This is a genomic window from Streptomyces graminofaciens, assembly GCF_030294945.1.
Taxonomy (GTDB): domain Bacteria; phylum Actinomycetota; class Actinomycetes; order Streptomycetales; family Streptomycetaceae; genus Streptomyces; species Streptomyces graminofaciens.
Genome location: NZ_AP018448.1, coordinates 7,956,733 through 7,974,304, shown reverse-complemented (window position 1 = coordinate 7,974,304; position 17,572 = coordinate 7,956,733). Strand labels below are relative to the sequence as shown.

General features: G+C 68.2%; 20 protein-coding genes and 1 tRNA gene. 18 read left to right on the top strand and 3 right to left on the bottom strand.

Annotation, left to right across the window (positions count from 1 at the left end):
* The first annotated feature begins 686 nt into the window (after positions 1-686).
* Positions 687-1,883, top strand: coding sequence for a coiled-coil domain-containing protein (locus SGFS_RS35025; RefSeq protein WP_286256191.1), 1,197 nt, complete (start codon positions 687-689; stop codon positions 1,881-1,883).
* A 98-nt stretch (positions 1,884-1,981) separates the two neighbouring features.
* The gene (locus tag SGFS_RS35020) at positions 1,982-2,770 is read left to right on the top strand and encodes an NUDIX domain-containing protein (protein ID WP_286256190.1); all 789 of its coding nucleotides are present in this window, start codon (positions 1,982-1,984) and stop codon (positions 2,768-2,770) included.
* Here SGFS_RS35020 and SGFS_RS35015 read toward each other — a convergent pair.
* Positions 2,754-3,761: a tetratricopeptide repeat protein gene (locus SGFS_RS35015; protein ID WP_286260227.1), complete on the bottom strand. Its 1,008-nt coding sequence runs from the start codon at positions 3,759-3,761 to the stop codon at positions 2,754-2,756. The two genes, SGFS_RS35020 and SGFS_RS35015, sit on opposite strands and share 17 nt — an antisense overlap.
* 855 nt (positions 3,762-4,616) lie before the next feature.
* Here SGFS_RS35015 and SGFS_RS35010 point away from each other — a divergent pair.
* The 15 genes from SGFS_RS35010 to SGFS_RS34940 all read left to right on the top strand — a co-directional run bounded on the left by SGFS_RS35010 (position 4,617) and on the right by SGFS_RS34940 (position 16,096).
* Positions 4,617-4,910: a hypothetical protein gene (locus SGFS_RS35010; RefSeq protein WP_286256189.1), complete on the top strand. Its 294-nt coding sequence runs from the start codon at positions 4,617-4,619 to the stop codon at positions 4,908-4,910.
* On the top strand, positions 4,907-5,353 hold the full coding sequence (locus SGFS_RS35005; protein WP_286256188.1) for a Pycsar system effector family protein: 447 nt from the start codon (positions 4,907-4,909) through the stop codon (positions 5,351-5,353). Before SGFS_RS35010 ends, SGFS_RS35005 begins: the two co-directional genes overlap by 4 nt.
* Positions 5,350-5,679 carry a hypothetical protein gene (locus SGFS_RS35000; protein ID WP_286256187.1) on the top strand — a complete coding sequence of 110 codons (330 nt, stop codon included), beginning with the start codon at positions 5,350-5,352 and terminating at the stop codon, positions 5,677-5,679. Before SGFS_RS35005 ends, SGFS_RS35000 begins: the two co-directional genes overlap by 4 nt.
* Complete coding sequence (locus SGFS_RS34995) at positions 5,679-6,059, top strand: RRQRL motif-containing zinc-binding protein (protein WP_286256186.1); 381 nt, start codon at positions 5,679-5,681, stop codon at positions 6,057-6,059. Before SGFS_RS35000 ends, SGFS_RS34995 begins: the two co-directional genes overlap by 1 nt.
* A 41-nt stretch (positions 6,060-6,100) precedes the next feature.
* Positions 6,101-7,156: a hypothetical protein gene (locus SGFS_RS34990; protein ID WP_286256185.1), complete on the top strand. Its 1,056-nt coding sequence runs from the start codon at positions 6,101-6,103 to the stop codon at positions 7,154-7,156.
* Between the two features lie 210 nt (positions 7,157-7,366).
* On the top strand, positions 7,367-7,864 hold the full coding sequence (locus SGFS_RS34985) for a hypothetical protein (protein ID WP_286256184.1): 498 nt from the start codon (positions 7,367-7,369) through the stop codon (positions 7,862-7,864).
* Between the two features lie 18 nt (positions 7,865-7,882).
* Positions 7,883-8,479, top strand: coding sequence for a plasmid transfer protein TraA (gene traA, locus SGFS_RS34980; protein ID WP_286256183.1), 597 nt, complete (start codon positions 7,883-7,885; stop codon positions 8,477-8,479).
* A gap of 69 nt (positions 8,480-8,548) precedes the next feature.
* On the top strand, positions 8,549-10,576 hold the full coding sequence (traB, locus tag SGFS_RS34975; protein WP_286260225.1) for a plasmid transfer protein TraB: 2,028 nt from the start codon (positions 8,549-8,551) through the stop codon (positions 10,574-10,576).
* A gap of 184 nt (positions 10,577-10,760) precedes the next feature.
* The gene (locus tag SGFS_RS34970; RefSeq protein ID WP_286256182.1) at positions 10,761-11,069 is read left to right on the top strand and encodes a hypothetical protein; all 309 of its coding nucleotides are present in this window, start codon (positions 10,761-10,763) and stop codon (positions 11,067-11,069) included.
* A 16-nt stretch (positions 11,070-11,085) separates the two neighbouring features.
* Positions 11,086-11,541 carry a single-stranded DNA-binding protein gene (gene ssb, locus SGFS_RS34965; RefSeq protein ID WP_286256181.1) on the top strand — a complete coding sequence of 152 codons (456 nt, stop codon included), beginning with the start codon at positions 11,086-11,088 and terminating at the stop codon, positions 11,539-11,541.
* Positions 11,542-11,629: 88 nt separating this feature from the next.
* On the top strand, positions 11,630-11,977 hold the full coding sequence (locus tag SGFS_RS34960) for a hypothetical protein (RefSeq protein WP_286256180.1): 348 nt from the start codon (positions 11,630-11,632) through the stop codon (positions 11,975-11,977).
* Between the two features lie 32 nt (positions 11,978-12,009).
* Positions 12,010-12,930: a bifunctional DNA primase/polymerase gene (locus SGFS_RS34955; protein ID WP_286260222.1), complete on the top strand. Its 921-nt coding sequence runs from the start codon at positions 12,010-12,012 to the stop codon at positions 12,928-12,930.
* Positions 12,931-13,126: 196 nt separating this feature from the next.
* Positions 13,127-14,278 carry a DUF3631 domain-containing protein gene (locus SGFS_RS34950; protein ID WP_286256179.1) on the top strand — a complete coding sequence of 384 codons (1,152 nt, stop codon included), beginning with the start codon at positions 13,127-13,129 and terminating at the stop codon, positions 14,276-14,278.
* 253 nt (positions 14,279-14,531) lie between these two features.
* Entirely contained in the window at positions 14,532-14,741 is a 210-nt protein-coding gene (locus SGFS_RS34945; RefSeq protein ID WP_286256178.1) for a helix-turn-helix transcriptional regulator, read from the top strand.
* Positions 14,738-16,096: a tyrosine-type recombinase/integrase gene (locus SGFS_RS34940; protein ID WP_286256177.1), complete on the top strand. Its 1,359-nt coding sequence runs from the start codon at positions 14,738-14,740 to the stop codon at positions 16,094-16,096. Before SGFS_RS34945 ends, SGFS_RS34940 begins: the two co-directional genes overlap by 4 nt.
* Positions 16,097-16,276: 180 nt before the next feature.
* Here the strand turns inward: SGFS_RS34940 and SGFS_RS34935 are convergent.
* Positions 16,277-16,358: transfer RNA gene (locus tag SGFS_RS34935), tRNA-Tyr, on the bottom strand.
* Positions 16,359-16,613: 255 nt separating this feature from the next.
* On the opposite strand from SGFS_RS34935, the gene SGFS_RS34930 reads away from it, so the two are divergent.
* A complete protein-coding gene (locus SGFS_RS34930) occupies positions 16,614-17,102 on the top strand; it encodes a YajQ family cyclic di-GMP-binding protein (protein WP_286256176.1) in 489 nt (162 codons plus the stop codon).
* Positions 17,103-17,240: 138 nt separating this feature from the next.
* Here the strand turns inward: SGFS_RS34930 and SGFS_RS34925 are convergent, their stop codons facing one another.
* Positions 17,241-17,507 (bottom strand): GlsB/YeaQ/YmgE family stress response membrane protein, encoded by a 267-nt coding sequence (locus SGFS_RS34925; RefSeq protein ID WP_286256175.1) that lies wholly within the window; start codon positions 17,505-17,507, stop codon positions 17,241-17,243.
* Positions 17,508-17,572 lie beyond the last annotated feature (65 nt).

Genomic DNA, 17,572 nt, shown 5'->3' with positions numbered 1-17,572 from the left:
TCCGCCCTCAAGCCGCTAAAAGTCGTCCACACCTCGTCCAGAGACGCACGGGGCAACAAGTGCGGCACTGCGTGAGCGCTGCCGCAGTCGGAGTCCGCGCTTTGTTCTCGCTTAGGGCGAGGCCGTCACCTCTCAGCGCCCCCGTCCGTTCGGCGCTCAGTCTCCATCCTGCCCTGCCACTTACCTGGGGCCCACGTAACGTGCGCCTTGTCCGCGCGGAACGTCCCCGACGGGCGACTAATGGCCACCCAGATACGCCCACAGACGCCGACCAGCGCAGCAATTGACGCGATGAAAGCGGCCCCCACCCCCAGGTAGGCGAGAGCGAGAACAATGGAGAGAATCCCTACGAAAGCCATGAAGTCAAAGAGTCGAGCGACATTCGAATAGGGGGAGTCCGCACGGGAGTTCAACCGTTTACCTTTCTTCGAGGGGCAGGAGCCCAGGATTACGTGCTGAGTCAAGCTTGCCTGCGAAAGAAGGCGCTGCAGAAGCAGCAACAGGAGTGTTGCTCCCACTTGGCAACACCGTGGTAGGTGTTGCTCTTGCAGCAACGGGCATACTTGCTGCAAAGTTCGAGCACCGCGCACCAGTGTGCCCACAGGCAGCTGACTAGGGCGGACGTAGCGTTGCAGGAGCGCCACAGCAGTGTTGCCACTCCTGCAACGCCTGAGGGGGAGGATGGCGTGGGGACGCTAGAACCTATCGGCGATGCAGTACCCGAAGATCATCGGGCATTCGCTGAGGCCTTACGCACGCTTTTCGATTCGCTCGGCATCTCACTGCGCAGATATGCGGCTCGCTGCTATACCGACGCGGGCACCCTCTCTCGTTACCTCAAAGGCACACGCATCCCACCATGGAACTTCGTTGTCAATCTGCTCGCGCACGTGGCAGAGGAACGGGAGATACAGACCAGCGACGAAACAGTAGCGCTATTGCGTCAACTGTACGTCCGTGCGGCTAAAACTAGCGCGGGGACAAAGAGAGCGGCCGACCTTCAGCGTCTCCTCGAGGAGGCCGACGAGCAAGTGCGGGAGGCCACTTCTCTCGAACGGCTACTCCGGCAGGCACTGCATGAATCCCAGCAGCACGTAGATCAGCTAAATGTGGAACTAAAAGCGTTGCGTGCAGTGCGGGCTGCAGATAGGCAGGCAGCTAAGGCAGAAATTGATCTTTTCACCTCCGAGGCGGACGAACTGCGCGCCGAAAGAGATCAACTGCAGGCAGATATCGCCATCCTCAAAAAGCAGCTTGCAGATGCGACAAGCGCTAGAATTTTGGCAGAGGAACGATGCGATCAACTAGAAAGGCAAATTGAAAGCGCAGAAAACGAAGAGAAAGATAGAGAGAAGACTGAAACGTCACAAGAAGCGGAAGTGGTGATCACCACACAAAAAGTTCGAGCAGCGGCAGACACGGTGGAGGAGCAGCGTGCGGCTCGCGAATTCGCGGAAGCGAGAGAGCAGATGGCGGCAGCTCAGGAGCATATTGCAGCCCTTCAGGCCGAACTGACAGCGGCCAAACAAGAAAAACTGCGAGAACGACTCGCACATGAAGCTGCTGAAGCTTTGAGGCATAACCTCGTATCAGCCTCACCCGAAGAGGAAGCAACTGGCCGCGCTTCCCGCAGTCTGGCTGTTCGCGTTGGTTACGGCCCTGACCAGGTCCTACGAAGGCTAGATGTTGCCAACAGGGTGAGCCCTGAGGACGTGCGTCCGATTCTTGCTAGAGCTTTTGACCTGCAGTCGAAAGATGAGGTCGAACGAACGCGGCGTCTGCTGCAGGTTATGCCCTCTCGTGTGCGACGAATCTTCAGCGACATCGTCGCCCACTCAACAAAGGGCACTGCAGCCCAAGAGGAGCAGCGCCTCAGAGGATGAGGGGGCAGGGCAGACCGAGTCACACTAGCGACTGCCTACACGTACATACCGCCCGCTACGCTGGTACGCACCACGGCAGAACGGAGAGTGCTCCGCGGATGGGACCGAAGACAATCAAGGTCTACGAGACGCTTCGCGCACGGCTCGCCGCCGGCGAGTACGCACCGGGTGACAAGTTCCCCTCGGAGCGCACGCTGGTCGAAGAACTCGACATCGGCCGGACGGCGCTCCGACAGGTGCTAGCCCGACTCGTGGCCGAGGGCGCCTTGGAGGTTCACGGGCGCAGCTCCTACCGGGTGCCTGGCACGGTGAGCGTCAAGACTCCCGAAGGGCTGGAGCCTTGGCGCATCCACGGCGAACGTGACCTCTACGACAACCGATGGGTCAAGCTCCAGCTCTGGGACGTGGAGCCGCCCGGCGTCGAGCGGTTCGAGCATCACGTGGTGAAGCTGCACCACGTTGCCATCACGGCGGTGGTGGACGAGCAAGACCGCGTGCTCATGATGTGGCGCTACCGCTTCGTCCCGCAGCAGTGGGGTTGGGAACTCCCCGGCGGCATCGTGGATGAAGGAGAGGACCCCGCAGACACGGCGCTGAGGGAATTCGTAGAAGAGACCGGTTGGCGCCCGAAGACGCTGAAACACGTCGTCACGTACCAACCCATGATCGGCATGGTCGACTCGCCTCACGAGATCTTCGTGGGTCACGGGGCCGAACAAGTGGGATCACCCACAGATCTTGAAGAGGCAGGGCACATCGAATGGGTGCCCCTTTCCGACATTCCTGGGCTCATGGCTCGTGGTGAGCTGATGGGCTCCGGCACCCTGGTTGCCCTTCTCCACATCCTGGCGAGCCGGGGCAAACCGGGGGTTACAGCTGCTCGCTGAGGAGGTCGACGCGGCGCCGCTGGCGTACGGAGCCGGTACGACTTGCCAGCAATCGCGCCTGCCTCAGGTGGGTGTCCGCGTCGTCGTACTCGTCTCGCGCCAGGTGCGCTTGGGCGAGATCAGTGTGTAGCCCAGCCTTTGCGCGCACGAAGGTTGGGTCTGCCACGTCCAGCGCGTCATAGAGGCTGGTCACCGCCTCGTCGTCGCCAAGCAGGGCAAGGACGTTTCCATGCCATCGGGCCAGGTGCGAGCTGTTGAGGAAGATGCTCAACATGTCCGGGTCGCGGTCCTCAGGGCCCGCCGGAATGCACGCAGCGGCCCTGTCGAGGGCATGTCGGCAGGCGTCCGGCATTCCAGCATGTGCGCACATCTCGGCTTCAGCGGCGTACAGCCATGCCTGGAGACGGGACGATCCGGCTTGCCCCAGGGTCCGCTGCGCGTCGCGGACCAAGTCGACACCAAGCGCCGGCCGACCGGCCTCGCACAGCACGTATGCCTGCTCTGCCATGGCGTGAGCGAGGTACATCGGCGCCTCAGCGTCCCGCGCGGCTCGTTTCGCCAACTCGTAGTGGCGCCAGGCCCGTTCCACTGCCCCCGCATCGATCGCTTGCCATGCGGCCATGGTTGACGCCCCTGCAAGCGCGAGGGCCACAGGGCGGCGCGTATGAGGCAGTACGGCGAAGTTCAGCGCGTCTTCGAGAGCGGCAAGGTGTCCCGTCACCTGGTCCACAAGGCTGGCCGCACCCAACCGCCGGTCCATCGTCCGTAGCAACTCGGTCTGGCCGTTGAACGCCTGGACCATGGATTCGTCGACACTGCTCGCCGAATCGATCCTGCTGAGGAGTTCGTCGTACCCGTCGGCCATCGGCGGAACGACGGCTGATGGGGCGCCCCTCAATTCGGCGTCCGTCACCCCCATGAGCTGACGCAGGATCACCGCGTACCGGTCCGAGATGGAACGCTTGCCGTTCTCCCACTCGGACACGTACACCCGCAAACTCGCGGTCGATGCCACGTCCGTGACGTGCCGCCGGGCGTACTGCTCGATCTCGCGAACCAGTCGTTCCTGCGACCAACCACGTGCCGTTCGCGCGCTCCATAGTCCTGAACTCACAGCCACCGCCCGGCGATCGGTCCCCTTCGCTGACCTTTCCAGCATGCCTCACATCACCGCAGGTCAACAGGGGTTAACAGGGCAGGAGTTAAGTCCTGTTGGCTACCGGACACCCCGTCTCGAACTGTCTCCTAGAGATGCGCCAGGGCGGAGAACTACCGCCCGAATCAGCAAAGCCCCTTGACTCTGGTGCGCACCAGATGCAACCTACTGGTGCGCACCAGATTCGGAGGTGACTCCGATTCACGGCTGCATGCGTAGGACCCCGCCGGACCTGCTTACACGCGGTTCGAGCGGCAGGGGAGACGTAGAAGTCCGTCGTCTTCACGGATCGATCGGTGTCATCGGCTAAGCCGTTGGTCTGACCCTCGGGCGTAGACCCAGGGACCGGATCGCGGGGATCCCGGTGGTTGGGCTGCACCCGGTCCATGACACCCGGAAGGGATGGGCGATCCACTCAGCGAGTGACGACTGAGTGGCGCGGTGACCGCGCGCCGTCCAAGGGAAGGGAGCAAGGCGCGTACGGAGCCGCGAGACGGCAGTGACGGGGTTTCCCGTCACTCGTCATGCGGGCAGGGCGCTGGCGTCACGTCGGTGTCCTGCCCGTTTGATGAGGACTTTCGACAGTCCCACCCGCACCGCTTTCCTGTGCGGTTCCTTTCCACGGCCGCGCGCCCCGTAGAGGCACCTCCGGGGCGCGTTCGGGCCGTTCCACTGTGAGGAGAGATCTCCATGAAGTACCTCGTTGCCGGCCGTGAGGCCGTCACCGCGGCGGAGTTCGCGGAACTGGCGCTGGGCACCCCGGTTGAGCTGTGGCTCGGGGTGGAGGGCGAGACGGAGGAGGAGCGCGCGGCCCGGCTGGACGCGGCCCGTGACATCCTCGCCGACCCCGAGTTCGCCAGCCTCCCCGACGACCTGGTCCGCCTGGCCGCGCGGGTCGTCGACGACCACCCCGAGCTGTTCGACGTGGTCCCGCTGGTCCGCCCCGCCCGCCGCCGTCCGGTACACCGGGGGGCCGCGGCATGAGCGTCCCCGGACAGGTCCTGATGGCCGCGCACGCTGAGGTGAAGGCGGAGATCGCGCGGACCGACACCAAGGCCGGTCTGCTGCTGGCGTTCGTCGGCGCGTTGCTCGCCGGCGGTTGGTCGGTCGCCCGAGACCTGCCCCTGAACCTTCCCGCGTACGCGGTGGGCGGGCTCGGTACGGCTGTGCTGGTCGTCGCGGCCGGGCTGTTGCTGCGGTCGGTCCGGCCGAACCTTCGCGGGCGGCACGGCTTCGTGCTGTGGGCCACGCTGGCGCCGGTGGAGATTCCCGCCGCCGTCTCGGATGACCTTGCTGCCGACATTGCGGGACTGTCCCGGCTGGCGGTGGTCAAGTTCACCTTCCTGCGCCGCGCGATCGACCTGACCTATGCCGGCGGCGCTCTGCTCATCCTGGCGGCCCTGCTCGCTCTGGGGGGTGTGGCATGAGCGAGGGTCTGACGCTGGACGGCCTGGCCGTGCCGCTGCGCGTGCTGCGGCTGCTGGCCGTGGACTTCGGGCATCTGCCCGCGCCGGAGATCGACGTGTCGACCATCTACCCAGACCGGCTGGTCCTGAGGTTCCACCACGACCTGGCCGACTTCGAGGCATGGCGGGATGCCCTGGGTATCGCTCCAGACGACGTGGCGTACCGCGAGCAGAGCGACGGCCGTACGCGGGTGCTGAAGGCGCACGTCGAGTACGCGGGCGCCGTGCTGGAGTTGATCGGCTACGGCGACGTGCAGGCGCCGGTGCCGGTCGGGGTGTCGGTCTGATGGCGGCGTGGGGCAAGTGCTTCGACCCAAACGGCGCCCGGTACGGCATACCCACCTACCCGTGGCGCTGTGCGCCGGACGGGCTGGCGACGAAACGGCAGTTACGGGCCCAGGGTCTGCGCCCCGGCGGTCAGCCGGTCGTGGCCCAGATCCTCCGCCCGCGCTACCGGCGCGGCCCGCTGGTCGCCTACCTCTACCAGGTCGACAAGGCCAAGCCGGTGCGGCCGATGACCGCGGCGAAGCGCCGGGCGCTGGATTGCGCGATGCGCGCTCGCCGTACCTGCCCGCAGTGCCTCACCGAGGCCGAATACGTCATCCCCACCTCGCTCGGGGTGTGCGTCCCCTGTGCCTACCCCGACGACCAGACAGCCGCTGCCTGACCAGCCCGGTCGGGCGGCAACTTCCCTTGAAGGAGTGAGAGATGGAGCGTCCCCCGGAAAGGGCCCTGACCAGGGGCCAGATCATCCTGCTCAGTGCCGCCGCGGTGCCGATGGTCGGCTTCGGCGGTGTCGGTGCGTGGGGTACTTACACCAACATCACGTCCGTGTTCCACCGGTCGGCCACCGCGCTCGGTGTGGTCGCGGCCGGCGAGGGCGCGACGCTGGTCCTGGCCCTGACCCTGGTCGGCCTGACCGCATTGGGGCAGTCCTCCCCGGCGGCCGTACGGATGGGGTTGTGGGTGCTGCCGGCGGTGGCCTCCCTGACCGGCATCGCGGTTGCCGAGTCGACCCGTGACAAGGTGATCTTTGCCGTCACGCCGATTGCCATGTCCGCCTCTGCTGAGGCTCTAGGCCTGCTGGCCCGTCGGATCGTGATCTACCGCACCGGCGTGGATGCCGAAGCGCAGCGCCGCAACGCCGAGGTCATGCAGAAGCTCGCCTACCACCGGGCCCGCGCGGCGAACCACCCGGAGGAGAAGGCACGCGCAGCGTCGCAGCTGGAGTCGTGGAAACTCGCCGAGAAGGTCGGTGCGGGTGACGCTCTGCTTGGGGCGCACCTGGTCGGCGTTCAGCGTGAGCGGATGACGGCCGGTGCGGACGCGGCCCTTGCGGGCATGTTCGACCTCCCCGTCACACTCCCCGCCCTCGCCGTGACGGACACCTCCGAGCCGGCCGCGATCGAGGGTCCGGGCGTCACGGGCGTCACGCCCGGTGTGACTCCGGAAGACACGCAGGTCACGCCCGTGTTCGAGACCGTTCCCTCGGAGCCCGTCACGCCCGTGACGGACCCCGTCACACCCCCCGTGACCCTCGACGAAATCGCGGCCGTCGCCGGGGTGCCCGTGCCGGTGCCGGGGGAGCCGCTGACGGACCAACAGCTCGTGGTCGTCCTGCGGCACCTGCGCTACTCCGACGACCCGCCGCTGTCCTACCGCCAGGCCGTGACCGGCTTCCGCGAGGGCGGGTTCGTCGGCGGGGAAGGGCGGGTTCGCCGGGCGTGGGGCTCGCTGATGTCCCATGAGGAATCCGGCACCTGACCAGCGTTCCGGCACCACCAATGAAGGCCAGCCCAGGGCAATTGGGCTGGCCTTCGTTGCGACTGCCGGAGCAGTCGACCGCACCAGTGAAGCAGACCCGGTGAGCCCCGGCGAGCGGCACGTTCGCAGACCCGGCGCGCAGACCCGGTGAGCCTTCCTCTTCGCACCGCACAGCATCCCAACTGTCCCTCCGATCAAGGAGTTTTGGCTGTGTCCAGCCGTACCCGTGCCCGCGTCGCGAAGACGGCCGCGGGCGTCCACACCGTCCAGATACCGCGCCGGCGCGGGCGCCGCTCTGCCCCATTCGTGATCGTCGTCCCCGAACGCCCCTCCCTGACCCGCGAAGCGCTCGGCTTCCTCGGTCGCGCGCTGTGGGCCGGACGGCGCGGTCTGGCCCCGGTCGGCCTGGCCGTCTTCGTGTTCGCCCTGACCGGTGTCCTGCACGTGAGCGCGTGGTGGTCCGGTCTCGTGCTCGCCCCCGCCGCGCTCGCTCCGACGCTGTGGGTGCTGGTCATGCAGCGCCGCCGCCCCGCGTCCGGCGCGGCGCTCGGCTGGCGTATCGGTCTGACGGTGCTCGCCACGCTTGCCGCCGTGTGGGTGGCGCTGGCCGCCGGGTTCGGCCCGCTGGCGGGGCCGCTGCCGCTGCTGTGGCTGCTGGTCCTGATTGCCGCGCAGACCACGTGGTTCTTCGTCCGCCCGTCCCGCTGACCCGAGGAGAACAGACAGATGGCAAGCAACGGAAGCTCGAACCGGGTCCACAACTTCCGGAATCAGCAGGCTCAGCAGCCGTACCGGCCGCCCACCAACGCCAATACCGGGGGCAGCAACAAAGGCAACAAGTTCGCCAACGCCGGGGCCGCCGCCGGCGGGTTCGTCGGCGCGCTCGGCGGCTCGATCGTCCCGCCGATCAACGTCACCGTGAACAACAACAAGCGCGCGGCTGCTGCGAACGGGCGCCGCCCGCACGCCGAAGCCCTGCTCCCCGCCCCGGACTTCAGCTCCCCGGCGATGGTGCGGCACTACTGCAACACCCTGCGGGCGGCGGCCGTGACGCTGTCCATCGAGGTCGCCATGGGCACCGAGATCCTCAAAGGCGTCCTCGCGGCCGTGCCCGACCCGGAAGGGCGGGCGTTCGGCTCCCGCATCCGCGCGGCGAAGGTGGCCCGGAAGATGAACCGGGCCGCCGATGACCTGCGCAGCGCGGCGAAGAACGCCGCCGCCTGCTACGCCACGTTCCAGCAGGAGTTCGAGGAAGAGATCAACCGTGTCCGTCACCGTGCCCGGCGCCCTCAGGCCCCGGTCATGAACTGGGACCAGCAGTAAGGAGGCTGACCCATGGCAAGGAACAGTAACGGCCGTCGTGTGCGGCACACCGACTTCCTCGACAACGGCATGGTCGCCGAATACACCGGCCCCGGTCTCCTCCCCGGTGAGTCCCATGGTGGCGGCTCCATCGGGGCCTACCTCCTGCACCGGGCGATGCCGCACCTGCCGCCGTGGGTGGCCGCCGCCGGCATCGGTATCGCGGGCGGGCTGGGCAGTCTCCAGTGGGAGCAGAGCGCGGCGGCCGGGGTCGGTCTGACCCTCGCCTCTGTCGCGCTGACCGGGGCGACGTGGTGGATGGGCAAGTCCACCACCCAGCAGCGGCGCCTTCACTCCGCGATCACCGTGGCGGCCGCGTCCGCCTGGACCACCGCCGCCTGCCTCGCGGGCCCGGCTGCCGGGCCGCTGCCCGACATGTACCTGATCGGCGCTCCGGTGCTGGCGCTGTCGTGGAACATCCGGATGATCCTTCGCCGCAACGACGACCCGGCCGGCCAGAGTTCGGACAAGGGCCTGCTGGAGAAGGTGGGGCTGGCGCGGGCGCAGATCGGCAACGCCACGGTGGAGCCCAACCGGGTCACCGCCCCGCTCGCGGTGGAGGCCGGTGAGCAGACCAACGAGGACGTGTCCAAGGCTTTGGGCCGGATCGCGTCAGCGCTGGACCTGCCCACCTCGGCCGTGCGCTACCAGCCCGACCCCGGCTCTTCTCGGCGCGGGGAACTGGTCATCGTCCCTGAGGACATGCTCGCTCAGGCCGCGTACTGGGAGGGCCCGTCGAACCTGGGCGGCTCGATCGCCGATCCGCTGGTGATCGGCCGCTACGACGACGGCTCCCCCATGTACCTGTGGCTGCCAGGTGACCCGAAAGCAGGCCGCAACGGCACCCACGTACTGGTCGCGGGCGGGACCGGGTCCGGCAAGGGCGAGACCGCCCTCAACCTCCAGACGGAGATCCTGTCCCGCCGGGACGTCCTGCTGTGGCTGTCCGACCCGAAGATGTTCCAGGACTTCCGGCCACTACTGCCCGGCATCGACTGGGCGGCCGAGGGCGGCACCCCGACCGAGGTCATGGTGGAGGCCATCAAGGCCGTCATCCCCGCCCGCACGCGCTGGCTGGGCCAGCACAACTACCGGCAATGGGTCCCCGCGGCTGCCGAAGTCCAGAACGACCCCGCACACACCTGCCGCACGGACGGCCGGGCCTGCGGCTGCGCGGGCATGCCCTACCTGGTGACGTGGATGGAGGAGGCCGCGAGCACCCTGCGGAACATCGGGGACAACGCCTTCACCGGCATCGCTCAGGAAGCCCGCTCCGCCGGCGTCTCCCTGATCGTGTCGCTTCAGCGGCCGTCCTTCGACCAGATGTCCACCAGCACCCGCGCGTCCCTGCCGTCCGTGATCGCGCTCGGCTGCGACCCGCGCGACGAGTCGTTCTCCCTGCCGGACACCGTGCTGGACGCGGGCGCCCACCCCGGCGCCTGGGGCAACCGCCGCCCCGGCTACTGCTACCTCGTCACCCCCGGCATCGACGAGACCCGCTACGCATCACCGGGCCGCACCTGGGGATTCGCCCCCGACGCGGTCTCCCTGATGGAAGTCCTCGCCGACTGGGCCCAGCGCAACGGCGCGGTAGCCGACCCCATCACCGCCGGCGCCGCCTCCAGCGTCGCCGGAAACGCCTACACCGGCCGCACCGCCCCCAGCCACGGCCCCGCCGGGCACGCCGCCATGGAGGACGACGACGTGGACGAGACCGGGTACGGGCCGCTGGTCGACCCCGAGGACGAGCACATCGACCCCGAAGCCGAACTCCCCGAGTCGCAGGAGGGCGACGACGCCCCGATCTTCGGACGGAACTCCGGCCGCAAGCCGTCACCGGAGGAAGCGCGCCGGCTGTTCGCGGACGCGCTCGCGGAGTTTGAGGCCGCGGGACAGATGGTCGTCGGTCCGAAGGACTTCACGGACTGGTGCGACCGCCACAGCCTCTCCCGCCCGTGGGTCTCCGAGAGGCTGAAGGAAGCCGCCATGGCGGGCCGGTTGGAGGCCACGAACGCCACCGGGCGGTGGCGCATCGTCCCCGCCCCGGTGGCCGCCTGACACCCGTCTGACGCCTGACACTGTCAGGGCCGTCTGACACCCAAACCCTTAGGCAAACCCGGTGTCAGAAACGCGTGACGCCCCGGCGTGACACCCCCTGACACCTGACCCTGACACCCAATCCGCACGGGCCCGCACCACATCTGTGGCGCGGGCCCGCGGCCGTTCCGAAGGGAGTGCCCCCATGGCTCACCGCGATCCGCCCGGACACCTCGCCCCGCACATACCCGCCGACGACTGGAACCGAGCAACAGCCACCGGAACCCCCGTCGTCATCGTCGTCCACCCCGCCACCCACACCGGCATCCCGTGGCGGCGCGTGCTGGTTCCGCTCGCCGTCGCCGGTGCCGCCGGCCTCGGTGGCTGGGGGCTGGTCGTCGCCGTGTGCGCGCTGCTGGACGCCACCGCCCACGCCGTCACCGTCATCGCCACCGCCGCCGGACCCATCGGCGTCGGCGGCATCACCCTCCGACTCACCCGCACCAAGCACTGACCCGAAAGGACCGTTCATGTCGTTCGGAGAGACCCCCGTCACCCTCGTCGGCAACCTGACCGACGACCCCGAGCTGAAGTTCACCGAGGGCGGCGCCGCACTGGCGAAGTTCACCGTCGCCGTCACCCCGCGCAGCTTCGACCGCACGTCGAACCAGTGGAAGGACGGCACCACCGCCTTCTACCGCTGCGCCGCCTGGCGCACCCTCGCCGAGCACGTCGCCGAGAGTCTCGGGAAGGGCTCGCGTGTGGTCGCGTCCGGCCGGATGCGACAGCACGACTGGACAACCCCCGAGGGCGAGAAGCGCTCCATGCTCGCCGTCGAGATCGACGACATCGGCGCATCCGTCCGCTTCACCACCGTCCAGATCAACGCCAAGCGCGCTACGCAGTCCGGCCCGGCCGGTGACGACCCCTGGTCCAGGACCGCCACCCCGACGGGTTCGCAGTCCGGCGACGAACCCCCGTTCTAGCTGCGCCAAGGGCGGCCCCCGCATCTCGCCAAAGAACCGGGGCCGCCCTTGTCAGCCAGCACCCATCAAGGAACTGGAGACCTCCAGCATGACCGACCGCCACATCCACCCGCGACTGCCCGAAGGAACCGAACGGGTCGTCAGCACCAGCATCGAGCCGCGCTCCGACGGAAGCATGATCCTCACCGTGGTCACCGTGGGCGAACCGCTCGAACTGACCGAGCAGCTCCTGTACCTCGACCGGTACGCCACCTGGTCCCTGCTGCGAGCCATGACACGCCAGTTGAACAACCTCCAGGACCCCGGCCCCACCCCGGAGTTCGCCGCCCTGCTCGACGCCGTCCGCACCGGCGACAAGACCGCCATCACCGCCGCCGGTGACGCCCTCAACGACCGCGTCCTCAGCCTGTGGACGGACGGAGGCACAGCCGTATGACGTGCGGCATGAGCAGCGTCCCGCTCCCCAACATGCTCGACCTGCCCACGATCGACCTGAGCCACCTGCACCTGCTCGCCGCCGCGCTGTGCTCCGCAGAGCGCGGCTGGCCCGTCATCCCGCTGCATCCCGGCACCAAGCGGCCAGCCGGGCACCCCGAGCGTTCCTGCCCCGGCACGGGACGCTGCGCGGACGGCCACCGCACCCCCGAGCAACGCGCCACCACCGCCCCCGACCTCATCCAGGCCGCATGGGTGCAGCGGCCGTACAACGTGGGGATCGCCACCGGACCGGCCGGTCTCCTCGTCATCGATCTCGATGTCTGCAAGCCGGAAGAGGAAGAAGGAACGCCTGACGGCGCCGCTTCTTTGCAGGCGCTCTGCGAGCGCGCCGGCGAGACCCTCCCGGCCACCTACCGGGTGCGGACTCCCAGCGGGGGCTGCCACCTGTACTTCACCGCCCCGACCGGCGGGCAGTTGAAGAGCAGCGTCAACCGGCTCGGCGCACACATCGACACCCGCGCCTGGGGCGGCTACGTCGTCGCCCCCGGCAGCACCACCCCCGAAGGCACGTACGAGGTCACCGACAACACCCCCATGGCCCCACTGCCACGCTGGCTCACCGCGCTGCTGGTCGAAGCGCCACGACCCGCCACCGGGCCCGCCCCACTCCTGATTCCCGGCCAGGGGACCCGCCGGGCGGAGGCCGCCCTGGAACGTGAGACGGCGGCCGTCTGGGACACGAAGGAGGGCGGGCGGAACAACCGCCTGTTGGCAGGCGCCCGCGCCCTGGGCCGCTTCGTCGCATGGGGCGAGATCACCCGAGAACGGGTGGAGGAGGCTTTTCAGGGGGCGGGGGAGGCGGCCGGACTGCCGGCGACCGAGTGCCGGGCCACCATCCGCAGCGCCCTGGACTGGGCTATTCGCACCGCCCGTCCCAGGGAGGCCGCGTGAACCCCCAACACCCCGCCCCTGAAAAGCCTCCCGCCCCAGAAGCCAGCAGTCCGCGCCCACCGGTGCCCGACACCGGCTCCGGCCGTGGCACGAAGGACGACGGCCGCAAGGCCGTCCTTTCAGCCCTTTCCGAGGCCCACCCCGCCCACCGCGACACCTGCCCGCTCCGCAACCCTCAGGAAGAGAGGGCCGCCGCATGACCGAGCCCACGACCGCGCCGACCATCGACGGCGCGGCCCTACTCGACGAGGTCGAAGCGTTCCACCGACGCTTCAACGCCTTTCCCACCGAAGCCGCCTACGTCGCCGTCGTGCTGTGGAACGCCCACACCCACCTGCTGGACGCGTTCGAGTCCACGCCCCGTCTGGCGTTCCTCTCGCCGGAACCGGGATCGGGCAAGACTCGCGGGCTGGAGATCTGCGGCACGCTCGTTCCACAGCCGATGGTGGCCGTCAACGCCTCCCCCGCCGCACTGTTCCGCGCGGTCTCCGGGATGGAGTCCGGGCGGCCCACGATCCTCTTCGACGAGATCGACACCGTCTTCGGCCCCAAGGCCAAGGACAACGAGGAACTACGCGGTCTGCTCAACGCCGGCCACCGCCGAACCGGCGTCTCCTACCGGTGCGTCGGAGACGGCGGCCAACAAACCGTCCAGGCCTTCCCGTCGTACGCCGCCGTCGCCGTCGCCGGGCTCGGCTGGCTCCCCGACACGATCCTCACCCGCTCCGTCATCATCCGCATGCGCCGCCGGGCCCCCAACGAGACCGTGGAAGCCTTCCGCAGCCGCATCCACGAACCGCAAGGCCACGCGCTGCGCGACCGCATCGCCGCATGGGCGGACACGGTACGAACCGACCTGGAAGGCGCCTACCCCGAGATGCCCGACGGCGTCTCCGACCGGCCCGCCGACGTATGGGAACCCCTCCTCGCCATCGCCGACGCCGCCGGCGGCCACTGGCCCCAGCGCGCCCGCGAAGCGTGCGTCGAACTGGTCGCAGCCGCCACCGCCGGCGACAAGGCGTCCCTGGGCATCCGACTCCTGACCGACCTGCGCGACGTCGTGTTCAACGGCGCCGACCGGATGCCCACCGCCCAGATCCTCGCCGCACTCAACGCCATGGACGAAGCACCCTGGGCCGACATGGGAGGCAAGCCCCTCGACTCGCGGCAACTCGCCAAACGGCTCGGGGAGTACGTCACCGCCGACAACGCCCCGATCAAGGCACGGAACATCCGTACCGGCGCCGGTGTGGTCAAGGGCTACTACGCCGCCGACCTCCACGACGCCTGGCAGCGCTACTGCCCCATGGCGACGGAATCCGCTACACCCGCCACAGACACCGCGTAGACCCCACCTGACCAGCGGAAACGGCGTAGCGGCTGTTACCCATGTAACCCGCTACGCCCCCGCTACAGACACCCCACAACCGCTACAGCCCCCAGAGGTGTAGCGGACCCATCCGCTACACCCCGGCAAGCCGCTACACCAAAAACAGGCTCTGACCTGCGACGTAGCAGCCGTGGCGCATGTAGCGGACTTCCCAGAGGGGGGCCAAGGGCCCCGTACTCCTGCACGCTTCAGCTCCCCAGGAGATCTCACCATGACTGCCGCTTCCCGTCGGCGCCACGCCCCTGCTGATCCGTGGGTCCCGCTGACCGACGCACTCGACGAAATCGGCATAAGCCGCGCCACCTATTACCGCTGGCGTGACCGTGGCTACGCACCGGAAGTTCGACGCCTGCCAAACGGTCACCTGCGCATGCGCCGAAGCGTCCTCGACGCCTTTCTCAACGATCTGGAGGTCGCGTGACCGAGTGGAGCTACACCGTGCGGATCTGGGCAATCCGCAAGCGGCCGTACCGCAAGCCCTATCAGCTCCGCTGGCAGGTCGGCACCCGCCCGCACTCGGAATCGTTCCTCACCTCCGGGCTCGCCGAGAGCAGGCGAGCCCAGCTCGTCACGGCGACGCGCGAGGGCGAACCGTTCGACGTTGAGAGCGGTTTGCCGAAGTCGATGGTCCAGAAGGAGAAAGACCTCCCCTGGTACCAGCACGCTCGGGACTACATCGAGATGAAGTGGGACCACTCCCCGGCGACCACCCGCAAGAACCTCGCCGAAGCCATGGCGACCGTGACCCCCATCATCGTGAAGGACACGAGGGGCATGGCGGATCACCGTCTCGTGCGACGTGCGCTCTATAGCTGGGCCTTCAACGTCAAGCGGTGGGACGAGGAACCCCCGCCGGACGTGAAGGAGGTTCTGGCGTGGTTTGAGCGCAAGTCGCTTCCCGTCTCGGCTCTCTCGGAGAAGATGCTGGTCCGCCGGGCGTTGAATGCCTGCACCAAGCGGATGGACGGCAAGACTTCCGCAGGTTCCGTGATCGCCAGGAAGCGAGCGATCTTCCATCAGGCTCTGGGCTACGCGGTCGACGCCGAGATGCTGGCAGAGAACCCCATGCACACACTCCAGTGGAAGGCGCCCGAGAAGGTAGACGAGGAAGTCGACCCCGAGTGCGTCCCTGATCCGGAGATGGCGGAACGACTCTTGGCCGGCGTGCGCGCGCAAGGGGCTCGCGGTCGCCACCTGGAAGCGTTCTTCGGCTGCATCCTCTACTCAGCGGCGCGCCCCGGCGAAACGGTCGGCCTGCTGGAGTCAGACGTACACCTGCCCCGTCGTGGGTGGGGCAGGATCATGCTCCGCGAAAGCCGTCCGCGAGCCGGCCGACCGTGGACCGACTCGGGTGAGGCTCACGATAGGAAGGGGCTCAAGCACCGTTCCCGCAAGGCCGTTCGACCGGTCCCCATCCCGCCCCGGCTGGTCGCGCTCCTCCGCTGGCACATCACCGCCCACGGAGTCGCGCCCGACGGCCGACTGTTCCGTACCGCTCGCGGCGGCATGGTGCAGGAGAGCGGCTACGGCGAGGTCTGGGCAGCCGCTCGGCAAGAGGTGCTGACCCCGCAGGAGTGGGCCTCGAAGCTTGCCAAGCGGCCATATGATCTTCGACACACGGCCGTGTCCACGTGGCTCAGCGCGGGAGTGGAACCCCAGATCGTTGCCGCCCGTGCTGGGCACAGCGTGGCCGTCCTCTTCCGGGTGTACGCCAAGTTCCTCCGGGGCGGGGAGGATGCCGCCAACGCGAAGATCTCCGCCCGTCTGGGGGACTGACAGCCCGCCGCCCCCGTCAGCCCTGGTCGGGGCCGAAATTCCCGTCCACGCCCCGTCCAGAACCACTGGTAGAGAGCGGGAAACGCCGAGACAGGGCGAGACAGTCCACCCCGCTCGCGCCTCACGCAAAGGCGCCCCCTGAGCTGCGTTTCCGCAGTTCAGAGGGCGCCTCTATCCACGTGGCGGCGCCAGGATTCGAACCTGGGTAGGCTAAGCCGACGGATTTACAGTCCGCTCCCATTGGCCACTCGGGCACACCGCCTGGGATTTGTCGTCCTTCGAACCGCTTTTCGGCGGCGCTCCGTGGCGACGACGTAAACGATACCTGATGCTCGGGGGTGCTTCGCCACCGGATTGATCAGCACCCGGAGGGGGCTGGGTGGCTAGGCTTGCCCGATGCGGCCCGGGACCAATGCCGGGCTCTGCGGTCGTCTTCCACGCGCGCCAGTACGTCCCCCGTACGCAGCCGCTGGAACCCCGACACACCCCGATACCCCGATACAAGGAGCCACAGGACATGGCCGACTCCAGTTTCGACATCGTCTCGAAGGTCGAGCGGCAGGAGGTCGACAACGCCCTCAACCAGGCCGCCAAGGAGATCTCGCAGCGCTACGACTTCAAGGGCGTCGGCGCCTCGATCTCGTGGTCCGGCGAGAAGATCCTGATGGAGGCGAACTCCGAGGACCGTGTGAAGGCCATCCTCGACGTCTTCCAGTCCAAGCTGATCAAGCGCGGGATCTCCCTGAAGTCCCTGGACGCGGGTGAGCCCCAGCTGTCCGGCAAGGAGTACAAGATCTTCGCCTCGATCGAGGAGGGCATCTCCCAGGAGAACGCCAAGAAGGTGGCGAAGATCATTCGCGACGAGGGTCCGAAGGGCATCAAGGCCCAGGTGCAGGGCGACGAGCTCCGGGTCAGCTCCAAGAGCCGCGACGACCTGCAGGCCGTGATCGCCCTCCTCAAGGGCAAGGACTTCGACTTCGCGGTGCAGTTCGTCAACTACCGGTGAGCCGTCGGCAGTAGTCCGTCATCGCCAGGGCTCGCCCATGGGCAGGCTCGTTGTGCGAGGAAGAGCGGGCACCCGGTTTCGGCCGCGGTGCCTGCCCTTCTCGCCTGGTGTCCGCGGGTCGCGGTGGCGGGCAACCGCTCAGCGACGGGAGTGGCCGAACAGGATGCGGTAGGCGATCAGCAGGACCAGGGAGCCGCCGATCGCCGCGGCCCAGGTGGCGCCGTCGTAGAACTGCTCGGTGATGGGGTGGTCCAGCCAGCGGGCGGATATCCAGCCGCCGATGAAGGCGCCCACGATGCCGATGAGGGTGGTGCCGATGAAGCCGCCCGGGTCGCGGCCCGGCAGCAGGAACTTGGCGATGGCGCCGGCCAGCAGCCCCAGAACGATCCAGCCGATGATGCTCATGCCGTGAACCTGCCCTTCCCTGCTGTACCTAAGCCGCACCTGAGCTGTGCATACCCGTGCTCGCA

Coding starts and splice junctions, on each gene's coding strand:
- SGFS_RS35020 (WP_286256190.1), top strand. CDS start 1,982: ATGGGACCGAAGACAATCAAGGTCTACGAGACGCTTCGCGCACGGCTC.
- SGFS_RS35010 (WP_286256189.1), top strand. CDS start 4,617: ATGAAGTACCTCGTTGCCGGCCGTGAGGCCGTCACCGCGGCGGAGTTC.
- SGFS_RS35005 (WP_286256188.1), top strand. CDS start 4,907: ATGAGCGTCCCCGGACAGGTCCTGATGGCCGCGCACGCTGAGGTGAAG.
- SGFS_RS35000 (WP_286256187.1), top strand. CDS start 5,350: ATGAGCGAGGGTCTGACGCTGGACGGCCTGGCCGTGCCGCTGCGCGTG.
- SGFS_RS34995 (WP_286256186.1), top strand. CDS start 5,679: ATGGCGGCGTGGGGCAAGTGCTTCGACCCAAACGGCGCCCGGTACGGC.
- SGFS_RS34990 (WP_286256185.1), top strand. CDS start 6,101: ATGGAGCGTCCCCCGGAAAGGGCCCTGACCAGGGGCCAGATCATCCTG.
- traA (WP_286256183.1), top strand. CDS start 7,883: ATGGCAAGCAACGGAAGCTCGAACCGGGTCCACAACTTCCGGAATCAG.
- traB (WP_286260225.1), top strand. CDS start 8,549: ATGGTCGCCGAATACACCGGCCCCGGTCTCCTCCCCGGTGAGTCCCAT.
- SGFS_RS34970 (WP_286256182.1), top strand. CDS start 10,761: ATGGCTCACCGCGATCCGCCCGGACACCTCGCCCCGCACATACCCGCC.
- ssb (WP_286256181.1), top strand. CDS start 11,086: ATGTCGTTCGGAGAGACCCCCGTCACCCTCGTCGGCAACCTGACCGAC.
- SGFS_RS34960 (WP_286256180.1), top strand. CDS start 11,630: ATGACCGACCGCCACATCCACCCGCGACTGCCCGAAGGAACCGAACGG.
- SGFS_RS34955 (WP_286260222.1), top strand. CDS start 12,010: ATGCTCGACCTGCCCACGATCGACCTGAGCCACCTGCACCTGCTCGCC.
- SGFS_RS34950 (WP_286256179.1), top strand. CDS start 13,127: ATGACCGAGCCCACGACCGCGCCGACCATCGACGGCGCGGCCCTACTC.
- SGFS_RS34945 (WP_286256178.1), top strand. CDS start 14,532: ATGACTGCCGCTTCCCGTCGGCGCCACGCCCCTGCTGATCCGTGGGTC.
- SGFS_RS34930 (WP_286256176.1), top strand. CDS start 16,614: ATGGCCGACTCCAGTTTCGACATCGTCTCGAAGGTCGAGCGGCAGGAG.
- SGFS_RS34925 (WP_286256175.1), bottom strand. CDS start 17,507: ATGAGCATCATCGGCTGGATCGTTCTGGGGCTGCTGGCCGGCGCCATC.